The organism is Litoreibacter ascidiaceicola (assembly GCF_900129235.1).
GTDB lineage: Bacteria > Pseudomonadota > Alphaproteobacteria > Rhodobacterales > Rhodobacteraceae > Litoreibacter > Litoreibacter ascidiaceicola.
Window position 1 is genome coordinate 72,053 of record NZ_FQUV01000008.1, and the last position, 13,733, is coordinate 85,785.

The following is a 13,733-nucleotide window of genomic DNA, read 5'->3' on the forward strand; positions in this document are numbered from 1 at the left end:
GTGATTACCCCTTCCGCATCAATTTACGAACTTAGCTTAGGTTAGCAGCAAAATGCGCCAGTGTTCGGTCCCAGGCCAATTTCGCAGCTGCTTCATCGTAGCGGGGCGTTGTGTCGTTGTGGAAGCCATGGTTTGCGTTCTCGTAAATATGTGCCTCGTACGACTTGCCATTTTCTTTCAACGCAGCCTCATAGGCAGGCCATCCGGCGTTGATGCGCTCATCCAACCCACCGTAATGGATCAGAAGTGGCGCTTTGATCGCAGGCACGTCCTCGGCATTGGGCTGGCGTCCGTAGAAAGGTACTGAGGCGGCTAAGTTCGGATAAGCCACCGCCAAAGCGTTGCAGACGCCACCACCATAGCAAAAGCCGACTGCGCCAACTTTGCCAGTTGATCCTTCGTGGCTAGCAAGAAACTCGAACGCAGCGAAGAAGTCTTCCATCAGCTTTGTGCTGTCGAGTTCCTTTTGCATGGCGCGACCGTCGTCGTCGTTGCCCGGGTAGCCACCGAGAGGTGTCAGCCCGTCAGGTCCAAAGGCCAGATATCCCGCCTTGGCCGCCCGTCGCACAACATCTTCGATATAGGGGTTCAGCCCGCGGTTTTCGTGGATCACCAGTACGGCAGGGAGTTTTCCGGTGGCCCCGGCTGGCTTCGCCATAAGGCCCTTGATGGTGCCGTGACCTTCGGGGCTTTCATATTCGACAGTCATGGTTTCGATCTCGGGGTCGTCCGGGGCAACTTGCTGGGCCAAGGCATAGTTCGGTTGCAAGCTTTCCAGAACCACTGCGGCGGTGACACCGGCCGCCACATATTTAGTCGCATTTGTCATGAAGGCGCGCTTGGTCATCTTGCCGTGGACATAGCCGTCATAGAGTTCCAGTAGGCGAGGGTCGAAGTCGGAGGCTTTCTTGCGTTGCATTGGAGTATCTCCTGTTGGGTAACGGGGGACTCAAATTGTAGCACCGCTGCAGCGTTCGGCAATCTGTCATGCAATCATAAAAAAAGCCCCGGCGTTTCCACCGGGGCTGCTGATTTCAGGATCGGGCTGGGATTTACTCCTCTGCCGCTTCCTCTTTTTTGACTTCTTCGCCAGTTTCCTGATCGACGACTTTCATTGACAGGCGAACCTTGCCGCGGTCGTCAAAGCCCAGCAGTTTGACCTTCACTTCCTGGCCTTCTTTCAGGACGTCGGAAGGGTGGTTCAAACGGCGGTTTTCGATTTGGGACACATGGACCAGACCGTCGCGCTTGCCGAAGAAGTTCACGAAAGCGCCGAAGTCGACGATTTTCACGACAGTACCGGTATATACGGCACCTTCTTCAGGCTCTGCCACGATCGAGTGGATCATGTCGTAGGCTTTCTTGATGGCTTCGCCGTTTGGAGACGCAATCTTGATGATGCCTTCGTCATTGATGTCCACTTTTGCGCCGGATACTTCCACGATTTCACGGATGACTTTGCCGCCAGAGCCAATCACTTCACGGATCTTATCCGTTGGGATCTGCATGGTCTCAATGCGTGGTGCGTGAACCGAGAAGTCGCCAGCCGAAGACAGCGCTTTGTTCATCTCGCCCAGAATGTGCATCCGGCCCTCTTTGGCCTGCGCCAGAGCGGTTTTCATGATGGCTGGCGTAATGCCTGCAACCTTGATGTCCATTTGCAGCGAGGTGATGCCGTTCTCGGTACCAGCCACTTTGAAGTCCATGTCACCAAGGTGATCTTCGTCACCCAAGATGTCAGACAGCACCGCGTAAGAGCCGTCGTCTTCAAGGATCAGACCCATGGCCACACCGGCAACCGGTGCTTTCAATGGCACACCAGCGTCCATCATGGACAAGGAGCCACCACAAACGGACGCCATGGAGGACGAGCCGTTGGATTCGGTGATCTCGGAGACCAGACGGATCGTGTACGGGAAGTCGGTCGGGGCAGGCAGTACGGCCTGAAGGGCGCGCCATGCAAGTTTACCGTGACCGATTTCACGACGACCGGGAGGGCCGAAACGACCAACTTCACCAACCGAGTAGGGAGGGAAGTTATAGTGCAGCAGGAAGTTCGACTTATACATGCCTTGCAGGCTGTCGATCATCTGCTCGTCATCGCCGGTGCCCAACGTGGTCACAACCAGACCTTGAGTCTCGCCACGTGTGAACAGGGCGGAACCGTGGGTCCGTGGCAGCAAGCCAACTTCGCTCACAATGTCGCGGATCTCGTCGAGGTTACGACCGTCAATGCGCTTCTTGTTCTTCACCACGTCGCCACGAAGGACAGTGGATTCGAGCTTTTTCAGCGCAGAACCAAGGTTCTCGTCAGCCAGTTGCTCTTCGGACAGGCCTTCTTTGGCGGTCTCTTTAGCAGCCGAAACAGCAGCGGTGCGCTCCTGCTTGTCAGTGATCGCGTAAGCGGCACGCATGGCTTTTTCACCAGACTTGGCAACGGCCTTGTACAGGTCGGAGTAGTCAGGAGGTGTGAAGTCAAACGGCTCTTTGGCGCATTCGCCAGCAAAGTCGATGATCAAGTCGATCGCAGGTTGGATTTGCTCGTGAGCAAACTCCACGGCGCCAAGCATTTCTTCCTCGGACAGCTCGTAGGCTTCCGATTCAACCATCATCACGGCGTCTTTGGTGCCTGCAACGACAAGGTCCAAGCGCTGCTCTGGGTTATAGCGCAGGTTGTGCATGTCATCGAGTTCTGGGTTCAGGATGTAGTCGCCATCCTCAAAGCCCACGCGGCAGGCCGCAATCGGACCCATGAACGGCGCGCCGGAAATGGTCAGCGCAGCAGAGGCCGCGATCATTGCGACCATATCTGGGTCGTTAACCAGATCGTGGGACAAAACAGTACAGATCACCAGAACTTCGTTTTTGAAGCCGGGGACGAACAACGGGCGGATCGGACGGTCGATCAGGCGCGATGTCAGTGTTTCTTTTTCGGTGGGGCGGGCCTCACGCTTGAAGAAGCCGCCGGGGATTTTACCCGCGGCGTAGTATTTCTCGTTGTAGTGAACGGTCAGCGGGAAGAAGTCCTGACCCGGCTTTTGCGTTTTCGCAAAAGTCACGGCGGCCATCACGGAGGTCTCGCCGTAGGTGGCAATCACGCAGCCGTCAGCTTGACGGGCAATCTTGCCGGTTTCGAGTGTCAGCGTTTCTTCGCCCCACTCGATGGATTTTTTAGTCACGTTAAACATGTGTCGTTTCCTATATGGGAGCACTCCCGGCGTTCCGGGTCTCCCGTGTAAATGGCGGCCCCATTGCCGCCGACCCCTATCCTTTATGCATACGCCTAGGGTCAGGGCGCACAGTCTCAGATGTGCGGGCTATATAGGGGTTTGAGGCGTTTGGGAAGTGGGGAGCTTGGGCAGAGCGCCAATGCCGCCTAACAATATCAATTTGCATCGCGAAGCTTCTCAGGCTTACCACGAGTTTGATCTTCAAAATTGGCATTCGGAGCATATGACAGCCGAAGAAAATCGGCTACTAGCCTAGGAATGGGATTTTGACACGAATGCGGGAATATGCGGTGAACCGAGCATGACAAAAGGCGCAGCAGAGTTGCGCGTTGATTTTGTTAGCGGGGCTGTCGCGCATCGCCTTCGGTTCGGAGGGGGGCGCGGGCAAGCGCTGGCAAAAGCCATGGGGCTACGCGCGGGCAAGACGCCTGCGATTGTCGATGCAACGGCCGGTTTGGGCCGCGACGCATTCTTGTTGGCGTCTCTAGGGGCGCAGGTCACTTTGATCGAGCGGTCGGAGCACATGCATGCGTTGTTGGCGCAGGGCATGGACCGCGCCCTCAAAGAAGGGGGCGAGTTTCGTGATATCGTAAGCCGCATGACACTGTTGAAAGGTGATGCGAAAGACGTGCTGCCAGACCTGTCTTGCGAAGCAATTCTGATCGACCCGATGCATCCGCCGCGCAAAAATTCTGCTCTGGTGAAGCGTGAGCTACGCCAAGTCCGCGAAATTGTTGGAACGGATGATGATGCCGCCGATCTTGTGCGTGTGGCACTTAAGAATGCACGCAATCGAGTGGTTTTAAAATGGCCAGCGAAGGCCGACCCAATCGAGGGGATACGGGCGTGTTCCCATCAAATACTGGGGAAATCAACGCGCTACGATGTTTTTATGACTGGCTGACAGGCGGGGCACTTCGTTATGGCCAATTCGACTGGATACAGTGCCCAAGATGTAAAATCGCCCGCCAAGTAGGGCGGGCGTTCTATTGATTTCAACCTGTAGCGGTACGCAAGTTTCCTAGGAAACCGACCATTAAGCGTGGTGCAAAATGGCCTAGCGACGAATGCCGAGGCGTTTGATCAGGTCTTGGTAGCGCGCTTCGTCTTTGCCTTTGGTGTAATCCAGCAGCTTACGACGCAGAGCAACCATCTTCAAAAGGCCACGACGACCGTGGTTGTCTTTTTTGTGGGTTTTGAAGTGCTCGGTCAGCGTGGTGATGCGCGAAGTGAGGATAGCGACCTGAACTTCAGGCGAACCGGTGTCGCCCTCTTTGGTCGCGAATTCTTTCATCAGGCGTGCTTTTTCTTCAGCAGTAATCGACATCGGGGTCTCCTTTTAAAGGTTAGTGTGAATGGCGCAGGCCGGGATGTCGTCCAGCAAGGCCCGTGGAGTGCACCGCTGTTGCTAGCGGATGGGCGCGTATAGGTCGTTTTGGCATGAATGGGAAGCCCGAATCTTTACACCGTTGAAAGGTGATATTTCGGGCGAGGTCAGGCAGATGCCGTACCGGTTAGCACGATTACATCGCATAAAATCACGCACTTGGCGTCTCTGTTCCTCAAACGGAAACAATGGAAGCGGTGTGGCAAAAGTTTGTCCAAAATGTGGCGATTTAACTGGCCCGTCAGCCAATCCTTAACATATGATTAACAAAGTTTGTTTTGTAAAAATCCCTGGGGAGTAAATACGATGGTCGGAGTAATAGGTCTTTTAGCGCTGGTTGGTTTGCTGAGTACTGTTTTTGATTCTGATAGTGATGATGCCGCGCCTGTAGACCCCGTAGAGCCCGGCGACCTTGTTGGCACCAATGGTGACGACGAGCTGACGGGCACGATGGATATCGACATTATGGAAGGCCATGCGGGCGATGATGTGATCTCCGGCCTTGAAGGTGACGACACCATTGCAGCGGGGCGCGGTGATGACACCGTGTTTGGCGGTGACGGAAACGACGACCTGCGGGGAAGCTTTGGCGACGACACGATTTTTGGCGATGCGGGTGACGATCAGATCAACGGTGGCGACGGTAACGACAGAATCGACGGCGGTGACGGCGACGATGCGATTATCGGTGCTGGCGGCAATGACGTTATTTTGGGTGGCGCAGGTGCTGACGCCATTCGCGGTAGCGGCGGGAACGACCTGATCGGTGGTGGTGACGGCAACGACACGATTGGTGGCGGAAACGGCGATGATCGTCTGAGCGGTGGCGCAGGCGATGACGTGATCGAAGGCGAAGCAGATAATGACTCGATCTCGGGTGACGCAGGTGACGATACGCTCGCCGGCGGTGCTGGTAATGATCTCGTCTTTGGTGGCGACGGGAACGACATCGTTGGCGGTGGCCTTGGCGATGACGAACTAGGAGGTGGCCTAGGCGCTGATATTTTGCGTGGTGGCCAAGGCAATGATTATGTCTTCGGTACCTTCTTCTCGCTCGAAACGGGCGAAGAAATCGACGAAGGTGACCAGCTGTTTGGCAATGAAGGTGACGACTTCCTCTACATTGGCAACGGCGATGTTGCCACTGGTGGGATCGGTGCTGACACCTTTGCGACCGGCACCTTCATCAACGCTGAAACTGCAGGTACGGTGAAAGACTTCAACTCCGAGGAAGATGTCATCGAACTTCGCTATGATGGCACCGAGGGTGACGCGCCTGAAGTTGGAATTGTTTCCAATGCAGACGGGTCTGCGGATATCACCCTTGGCGGTGTTGTCGTGCTCAAGGTTACCACGCCTGGCGATCTCGCCGTTGAGGACATCACACTGGTTGATAGTCTTCAGGTCACCCCGACGATCAGTGTCGGCCCGGGGTCCGCTCCAGCGGTGGCAGATGAAGAACCTGCTGCCGAAGAAGAAGTTGCTACTGAGGAAGAAGCCGCGGAAGCTACACCTGTTGTGGTTGCCACCCCAGCTGAAGAAGCCGCTGCGGCTTAACCCCTACGTCTTCATTTCGATTCAAAAAATGCCCAGAAGCAGTCAAGCACTGCTTCTGGGTTTTCTTCCATTACAAAGTGACCGCTGATGCACGATTGGGAACTGACCTGATCGGCCCAGCTGCTCCATAGATCTTCGGGATTGCCAGTTTGCCCCGGAAATCCGCCCTCTGCCCAAAGGAAGCGCAAGGGCGCTGCGATTTTCCGACCAAGGGCTTTGTCCGCCTCATCGAGTTTTCTGTCGAACGTCGCACCAGCCCTATAATCCGCACACATCGCGTGGATACGGGCGGGGTCCCTTGCCTGCGCACGGTAGCTTTCCAACGCCGGTTTAGGGAAAATATCCAGCGACTTCGCGTTGACCCAGCTCTTTAGTGTGTGATCGACATATGCTTCGGGGTTAGCATTTATCATGTTCTCCGGAAGCGGGTAAGGCTGGGCGAGAAAGGTCCAGTGATAGGCCTTATACGCAAGCTCCGCATTCCACGCCTGCCAGAAATCGCCAGTGGGAACGATCTCTATGATACCAAGACGATCAAGCCGTTCGGGGTGGTCCAGCGCAAAGCGGTAGGCAACGCGCCCGCCGCGATCATGGCCAAGTACATGCGCACGGTCGTGGCCAAAGTGGTCGAGCACACCAACCATATCCTGAGCCATCTGACGCTTGGAATAGGTCGCGTGATCCACACTTGTGTCTTTAGGCGCGTCGCTGTCGCCATAGCCACGCAGATCGGGAACGATGCAGGTGAACTTTTCTGCGAAATGCGGGGCGATATTGAGCCAGCACATATGGTTTTGAGGATAACCATGGAGCAGCAAAAGCGCCGGTCCGCTGCCTGCCACGTGAACTGACAAGACCACACCACCCACGTCAACGTCGTGGCGGGTAAACCCCGGGAGTTTTGATTTGGTTTCTAGCTTGGTCATTGCGCGCTCCAGATGTAACGACTTCATAAGGAGGCCAAGCGGCGGCACGATCAAGGGCTGGCTACGAATTGACGGTATTCAATCCCACAACTCGGGCTGCTTGGCATAGGCGATGTAGAGCGGGTGCTTGGGGTGCCCTGCCTTGCTCAGGCCAAGGTGATACAACGAGCTTCCAGTTGCCCGCATCAGCGCCTCGACTGTCGGGCCGCGATCCAAATGTGCCCCATGCGTGCCCCACGCGGCGACGACTGTATCCGCCCACTGGCACGCGTCATTGATGGCCTCATCATTTGCAGCGCCGATAGGTTCCTTGGCTTTGCGCATTTTGAACGGGTCGGTGTCACGCCATGCGAAAATGTTGCAAACACGAAAGGCACCGAAGCCCAACGCCCTCGCGCGGCGCTCGCAGCGCTCGACTGTAGGGTCGTTCTGGACCTCGGTCGCGGTGGACGGGTTGAGCATGACGAAGGAAACTTTACGGCCTCCATTGTCCCAGATGCGGGTCAGGGCGTAGCGGTATCGTTCGCAATCGGAATAAACCGCCGTCGAGGCCGCATCGCCTTTCAAATGTGTACGGGTAATCATGGGCCAGCTTGTGCCAGCCCATGGGCTTCGGTTCAAGCCTCGTGCTGTTGGCTGAAAGGTCCGCGCTCAATCACATAGACGGCGACGAGCGCGTAGACGATATGACCCCAGAACGCGACCCATGTGATGCCGGTAAAGCCCAGGAACGGCGGGTTGCCCGCGATAAGATGCGCGACGAAATACAACGCGAAGACCCACAAGCCGATGCCGTAGGCAGTGGCGGTAATGGCCCAATGCAGGTTCGGAATGACCTTGCGCTGGATCGGGCGGGCGACCAGCAGGTAGCCAAGGGTGTAGACAAACATACCGGTCAGGATGTGCATGATGTCGCCGGCACCTTTCGGTATGTCCCCGAAGATGGTTTTGAGTGTCGCGGTGGCGAGGCCCACCGGCGCGAGTTTGGCGAAACCGAAGGCGGGTGACAGGCCTTGGCCAAACAGATCGAACGCGACGGTGGCAAGGCCTCCTGCCAAAAGGACGGTCCAGACTTGGCGGGAAAGATGGGTTTGAGTGATCATCGGATGCTCCAGAAATGCTGTGTTGCAGTGTTTCTGAGCGATTTGTGCGTCTGTGAACAGATACCTCACGAAATCGCGCAATCTGCGCGGACGGGTCGTGAGTTTTGTTACAGTTCCGGCAAATTATCCGAAACAATGCCCCACATCCGCGTGAGCGGCAGGGCAATTGTTACAATCAGTTGGTGTTGAATACCCGCGAGGGATGCAATTCACCCGCCTTGAAGCGCCCCACGGCGACGGCTTGACCGTTCAGCGAGGCCCACGCCTCGTCGCCGTATTGCACACCTGTGCCGATCACCATGCCGGGGTTGCCGTTGCGCAGCTTCACAGCACCACTTTCGGTGGTGGGCAGTTCTGGCAGGTCTACAAGGCCGATTTCAATCGGGCCGAGAAACTCCATAATCGCGTCGGTTTTGGCAACAGCGTCGAGTTCTTCCAGAGTGACGCCATCCTCAACGTCAAACGGGCCAGACCATGTGCGGCGCAACTCGCGAACATGGCCGAAGCAGCCAAGCGCTTCGCCCAAGTCCCGCGCAATGGAACGTACGTAGCCGCCCTTGCCGCAGACCATTTCTAGCGTGACATGGTCAGGGTCCGAACGCTCCACAAGCACAAGGCTTTCGACAAAAAGAGGGCGGGCGGTGAGCTCGACTTCCTCGCCGTCTCGGGCAAGCTTGTAGGCGCGCTGCCCGTCAATTTTAACGGCTGAAAACTTTGGCGGGACCTGCATGATGTCACCTGTTAAAGCAGGCAAGGCAGCTTCGATTTCTTCATCGGATGGTCTTGTTTCACTTTCTGACAAGACCTCGCCTTCCGCGTCGTCGGTATTGGTCGATTGCCCCAAACGCACCGTAAAGCGATAAGCTTTCATGGCGTCGGTTACAAAAGGCACCGTTTTGGTGGCTTCGCCCAGAGCCACAGCCAGTACACCAGTCGCATCAGGGTCCAGCGTGCCTGCGTGGCCCGCCTTTTTGGCGTCGAACGCCCAGCGCACCTTGTTCACCACCGAGGTGGAGGTGATCCCTGCGGGTTTGTCGATGACGACCCATCCGGAAATATCGCGGCCTTTTTTGCGGCGTCCCATGGTGCGCTCCTGCGTAGTGAAGGGTCGGGTGCTATTGCGGGTGACGGCGGGCGTCAATGTCTATTGCGACGGCAAGGCCTGTCCGATGATCGGGCCCATCAGAGGCCCCGCGTCAGAACGGCCAAGCTCTGCCGAGAACAAGCGCGACACCGAGCCGTCCAGAAACAGCGCATTGGGGCTGTCGAGTTCATCTCGGAACAACGTAGCCATGTCGTGAAACCGCACGAACCCGTTGGAAATAACAAAATGCGACCGCCCCTGCGTGTCGACGCCCACCCCGTTACGGCGCTTCTTGGAGGTGCTGTCGGTGGTGAACTTGGGATGCAGCTTGCCGTCGATCACGAACATTGGACCAGACTGCGTGGCGATACGACAAGTCGGCGTGTTCTCTGCGTAAGCGCGGCTTTCGATCACCTTCGCCGTTTGCCCTTCGACACAAAATACCCCGTTCGGCAGCAGTCCGAAATTGCCTGGACCTTCGCGTGTCACCAAACGGGCCTGTTCCTTGTAGTCGGAAATAAACAACCCCACTGCACGGCGATCCTCGTGGAACATGCCGCCGTTCATGGCGAAAGTCAGTGTCTTGCCTTGCTCGCCCAGAAGCTCTTGCAGGCTGAAGAACTCTCCGATGACGAGGTCATTATTGTCTTTCAGCCAAAGCTCCAACGTGGTGGGGTTATCAACGGTGCAGACCGTATAGCTGTCGCCTAGATGCGTTAAATCGCGACAGCCATCGGCCAGCGCGGGGGATGCCAAGAGGCAGACCAGAGTGGCGTATTTAATCTTCGCCAGCATCGTCGTCTTTAGCCAGATCGCGACGAACGGCCTCGCTGGCGAACAGGCGGTTGGTTTCTTCGATGCGGTCAAACGTGTCATCAAGCATGAAGCGAATGTCGGGCGAGTGCTTTACGGACATTTGCTTGGTAATGACATGGCGGATTTCACCCTTGTTGCGGGCAAGCGCTTGCAATGCTTCCTCCTTGTCCTTGCCACCTAGCGGTAAAACAAAGGCCGTGGCGATGCGCAGGTCAGGTGTGACGCGCACTTCGCTGACTGTGATCGACATGCGGTTCAGGTCCGGATCGTGGATTTCCCCACGGTTCAGAACTTCCGACAGTGTACGCCGAATAAGCTCGCCCACACGAAGTTGACGTTGCGATGGACCCGCGCCCGCGAATTTTGATTTCTTAGCCATGGTCCCGCACTTAAGCCCCTTGCCAGTCCCTTGCAACAGGTCCTACACCCTTCGGGCTATAGTATATGAGGGTTACACTATGACAGGCATCGTGATTACCGGAGCATCCGGCCGCATGGGGCAAATGCTGATCGAGACCGTAAAGGTCTCGGAGCATGCGCATCTTGTTGGTGTAACCGAACGTGAAGGCCACCCTTGGGTCGGCCAGGATTTGGGCTTGGCGATGGGGCAGGCCAAGATGGGCGTGCCCGTGGTGTCCGATGCCATCGAGGTTGTCAAAGACGCACAAGCCATCATCGATTTCACCACGCCCGCTGCGACCGTTGCTATGGCCGAACTAGCCGCACAGGCCCGCGCGGTGCATGTGATTGGGACTACCGGACTTAGCGACGATGACCTCGCCAAGATCAAAGCCGCCGCCCGCCACGCGCCGATTGTGCGCGCTGGCAACATGAGTCTTGGGGTGAACCTGTTGGTGCAGCTGACCAAAAAGGTCGCGGCGGCGTTGGACGAGGATTACGACATCGAAGTCGTCGAGGCCCATCACCGCTACAAGGTCGACGCGCCGTCTGGCACCGCCCTGATGCTGGGCGAGGCCGCCGCCGAGGGGCGCGGTGTTGAACTGGCTGACGTCAAAGACAGCGGCCGCGACGGCATCACCGGCGCGCGCAAACGCGGTGACATCGGCTTTGCTGCGATCCGCGGTGGAGACGTTGTGGGAGAGCACGACGTGATCTTCGCAGCCGACGGCGAACGCATCGTGCTGCGCCACCTCGCCACCGACCGCGCGGTCTTCGCACGCGGCGCGCTGAAGGCCGCACTCTGGGGGCAGGGCAAAGGTCCGGGTGAATACGATATGCTGGACGTGCTGGGGCTTTAGAGAGGCCGCTTTACGGGACAAAGTTAGCCTTCGCGGCAGACGTGAATTTTTCGAAAGCCTCAAACCTTTGAGCGAATTAGGCGTTCCGCATTGAGCTCTCCAAATGCCTCTGCCAGTTCCGCAGCCGCGATCAAATGACTCACCTCAATTGTTGGCCCAATTCGGAAGATTGCCTCTAGAAACTCCATTTTTCCCTCTGACGCAGACATGAGCAGGGCCGTCATATGATCTAAATCGCCGCCTGATTTCGAAGCGGAAGCCCCTTGTTTCAGCAATGCCTCAAAAACTTCAAGCTGTCGCTCCTGCGCGGCCCAGACGATTGGTGGTCGATTTCCCACGACGCCATCAATCAGAGCCCCCTTTGAAAGAAGATAACTGACGGCTTCCAAATTTCCTTGCATCGCAGCGTAGTCTAGTGCGCTGTAATCATTAGGGCGAGGTTCCAAGCTGGCACCAATACTTAGCAGCCAGTCGCAAACTGCGAAGTGCCCATGATCTAATGCAATTTCGAAAGCGTCTAACCTATCAGGTGCTAAAAATAGTGCGTCTAAACCCCAAGCACTTAACCTCTCTAAGGCATGTAAATCGCCATGCATCGCAGCATAGTGTACAGCTATCCATCCCTCCTCATCCGGCTTAAGGAAGTGCTTAAAGAATCTTGGCAAATCGCCCTTCTTGGCAAATTCATAGAGCTGGGAATGAGTATAGGTCATCAGTGTCCTGCTACGAGTTTTTCGTCAGTGCCATCAGGCTCTTGAGGTTAGGGCGCTTAGGGCGACGACTGCAATCATTTACAGTTACTTAGGACTCAAAATGGTCTCCTCAGAAATCGACCGCAATCCCCTTACGTTCCCAATCGCCGTAGCGCACAGGCTCTGGCCCGTCGCGACCACCCAGCTCGTTGGGTAGCTCCAGATCACCTTTGGCCTTCTTGCGCGCAGCGGCCTCTTCCAATGCGCGAAGGGCCTCTGGGGGCAGGTCTTGTTTATCTGTCATGTCCCGCGTCCTTGTTCCGGTCCTGCACTTGATATACGGCCCATGGGCAAGGAGACAAGTATGACGCAAGACCACACCCAACCTTCTGGACTTCATGCCCGCCGTGCAGCGGTACAACTGCTTCGGGGCGTGCTGGAGGAAAAAGAACAGCTTTCCGTTCTGCTGGGCAGTGGTGTGTTGGACCGGTTGGAACCCGCCGATCGCGCGCGCGCTCAGCGTCTGGCGACGACGACCTTACGGGAGTTGGGGCGGGCCGATGTGGTGATCTCGCAGTTCGTCGAGAAGATGCCGCCCGAAGTGGCGCTGAACATCCTGCGCCTCGCGGTGGTGGAGCTATGTGTCGAGGGCGAAGCACCGCACGGTGTCGTGGACAGTGCGGTGAACTTGATGAAACGCTCCGGCCGTTCGCCGCGCATGGCGGGACTGGCGAACGCAGTGTTGCGCAAAGTCGCGACCGAAGGGCCACAGATGTGGCCGGATATTCCGCCTTCGCGCATGCCCAAATGGCTGCGCCCACGCGTAGTCCATTTGTTCGATGAAGCGACGGCGCAGGCCATTGAAGCCGCCCATCTCGCTGGGGCGCCCTTGGATATTACCCTGCGCGACGAGGATAAGGCCGAGCATTGGGCCGAGCAGTTGGGTGCCGAGCTGCTGCCGACCAGGTCTTTGCGCATCGACCGCTCGGTCCAAGTGACCGAGCTTCCGGGCTTCGCAGAGGGCGCATGGTGGATTCAGGATGCCGCAGCGGCCATTGCTGCACGTATGCTGAATGCCCAAAAGGGCGAGGTTGTGCTGGACATGTGTGCCGCACCCGGTGGCAAGACGATGCAACTGGCGGCGACCGGTGCGGACGTGACCGCGCTGGATATTTCGCCCGAGCGGATGGCGTGGGTGGAAGAAAACCTTCAACGCACTGGACTGACCGCCAAGCTGGTGATTGAAGACGCGCTGAACGCGCCTGACGATGTGCTTTACGACGCGATCCTTTTGGACGCGCCTTGCTCGGCCACTGGCACCATCCGCCGTCATCCTGATTTGCCCTATGCCAAGGACGGCACGCAACTGAACGAGCTGTTCGCGCTGCAATCCGATATGATCGACACGGCAGTGAGCCTGTTGAAACCCGGTGGGCGTTTGGTCTTTTGCACCTGCTCCTTGCTGTTTGACGAGGGCGAGCGTCAGGCCAAAACCGCGATGGCACGGCATGGTTTGACCGAAATCGAGCCGGACTTGAAGGGCATTGAGCCGGAATGGCGCAGCCGTGTCGGCGGCTTGCGACTGTCGCCCAGCTATTGGGCGGACCGTGGCGGAATGGACGGCTTTTTCATGATTGCGCTGCGCAAACCTGAATAATCGGTGACAGGCCCGCCTTGCC

Annotated in this window: 15 protein-coding genes; 4 read left to right on the top strand and 11 right to left on the bottom strand. The window is 57.0% G+C overall.

What is annotated here, in order from left to right:
• Positions 1-31 precede the first annotated feature (31 nt).
• Positions 32-919, bottom strand: a complete 888-nt coding sequence (gene yghX, locus BUB72_RS15615) for a YghX family hydrolase (protein WP_073145666.1) — start codon at positions 917-919, stop codon at positions 32-34.
• 133 nt (positions 920-1,052) lie between these two features.
• On the bottom strand, positions 1,053-3,188 hold the full coding sequence (gene pnp, locus BUB72_RS15620) for a polyribonucleotide nucleotidyltransferase (RefSeq protein WP_073145668.1): 2,136 nt from the start codon (positions 3,186-3,188) through the stop codon (positions 1,053-1,055).
• 343 nt (positions 3,189-3,531) lie between these two features.
• Between pnp and BUB72_RS15625 the strand changes: the two genes are divergently transcribed.
• The gene (locus tag BUB72_RS15625; protein WP_073145671.1) at positions 3,532-4,134 is read left to right on the top strand and encodes a class I SAM-dependent methyltransferase; all 603 of its coding nucleotides are present in this window, start codon (positions 3,532-3,534) and stop codon (positions 4,132-4,134) included.
• A 153-nt stretch (positions 4,135-4,287) separates the two neighbouring features.
• Here BUB72_RS15625 and rpsO read toward each other — a convergent pair whose 3' ends face one another.
• Positions 4,288-4,557: a 30S ribosomal protein S15 gene (gene rpsO / locus BUB72_RS15630; RefSeq protein WP_073145673.1), complete on the bottom strand. Its 270-nt coding sequence runs from the start codon at positions 4,555-4,557 to the stop codon at positions 4,288-4,290.
• Between the two features lie 366 nt (positions 4,558-4,923).
• Here rpsO and BUB72_RS15635 point away from each other — a divergent pair, with 366 nt between their 5' ends.
• On the top strand, positions 4,924-6,174 hold the full coding sequence (locus BUB72_RS15635) for a calcium-binding protein (RefSeq protein ID WP_073145675.1): 1,251 nt from the start codon (positions 4,924-4,926) through the stop codon (positions 6,172-6,174).
• A gap of 11 nt (positions 6,175-6,185) precedes the next feature.
• Here the strand turns inward: BUB72_RS15635 and BUB72_RS15640 are convergent, their stop codons facing one another.
• From BUB72_RS15640 to rbfA, 6 genes are all read right to left on the bottom strand, one after another.
• Positions 6,186-7,100 carry an alpha/beta fold hydrolase gene (locus tag BUB72_RS15640; protein WP_073145677.1) on the bottom strand — a complete coding sequence of 305 codons (915 nt, stop codon included), beginning with the start codon at positions 7,098-7,100 and terminating at the stop codon, positions 6,186-6,188.
• Positions 7,101-7,178: 78 nt separating this feature from the next.
• Entirely contained in the window at positions 7,179-7,685 is a 507-nt protein-coding gene (locus BUB72_RS15645) for a DUF1643 domain-containing protein (protein ID WP_073145680.1), read from the bottom strand.
• A 32-nt stretch (positions 7,686-7,717) separates the two neighbouring features.
• Positions 7,718-8,203 (bottom strand): hypothetical protein, encoded by a 486-nt coding sequence (locus tag BUB72_RS15650; RefSeq protein WP_073145683.1) that lies wholly within the window; start codon positions 8,201-8,203, stop codon positions 7,718-7,720.
• A gap of 175 nt (positions 8,204-8,378) precedes the next feature.
• Positions 8,379-9,287, bottom strand: coding sequence for a tRNA pseudouridine(55) synthase TruB (gene truB, locus BUB72_RS15655; protein WP_073145685.1), 909 nt, complete (start codon positions 9,285-9,287; stop codon positions 8,379-8,381).
• A gap of 60 nt (positions 9,288-9,347) precedes the next feature.
• Complete coding sequence (locus BUB72_RS15660; RefSeq protein ID WP_175549183.1) at positions 9,348-10,082, bottom strand: phosphodiester glycosidase family protein; 735 nt, start codon at positions 10,080-10,082, stop codon at positions 9,348-9,350.
• Positions 10,066-10,482: a 30S ribosome-binding factor RbfA gene (gene rbfA / locus BUB72_RS15665; RefSeq protein WP_073145687.1), complete on the bottom strand. Its 417-nt coding sequence runs from the start codon at positions 10,480-10,482 to the stop codon at positions 10,066-10,068. Before rbfA ends, BUB72_RS15660 begins: the two co-directional genes overlap by 17 nt.
• Positions 10,483-10,561: 79 nt before the next feature.
• Between rbfA and dapB the strand changes: the two genes are divergently transcribed.
• Entirely contained in the window at positions 10,562-11,362 is an 801-nt protein-coding gene (gene dapB, locus BUB72_RS15670) for a 4-hydroxy-tetrahydrodipicolinate reductase (RefSeq protein WP_073145689.1), read from the top strand.
• 59 nt (positions 11,363-11,421) lie between these two features.
• Here dapB and BUB72_RS15675 read toward each other — a convergent pair whose 3' ends face one another.
• Both BUB72_RS15675 and BUB72_RS15680 read right to left on the bottom strand, forming a co-directional pair.
• The gene (locus tag BUB72_RS15675; protein WP_073145691.1) at positions 11,422-12,075 is read right to left on the bottom strand and encodes an ankyrin repeat domain-containing protein; all 654 of its coding nucleotides are present in this window, start codon (positions 12,073-12,075) and stop codon (positions 11,422-11,424) included.
• A gap of 109 nt (positions 12,076-12,184) precedes the next feature.
• Complete coding sequence (locus tag BUB72_RS15680) at positions 12,185-12,358, bottom strand: DUF1674 domain-containing protein (protein WP_073145693.1); 174 nt, start codon at positions 12,356-12,358, stop codon at positions 12,185-12,187.
• Positions 12,359-12,418: 60 nt separating this feature from the next.
• On the opposite strand from BUB72_RS15680, the gene BUB72_RS15685 reads away from it, so the two are divergent.
• Complete coding sequence (locus tag BUB72_RS15685; protein WP_073145695.1) at positions 12,419-13,711, top strand: RsmB/NOP family class I SAM-dependent RNA methyltransferase; 1,293 nt, start codon at positions 12,419-12,421, stop codon at positions 13,709-13,711.
• The last annotated feature ends 22 nt before the right edge of the window (positions 13,712-13,733 follow it).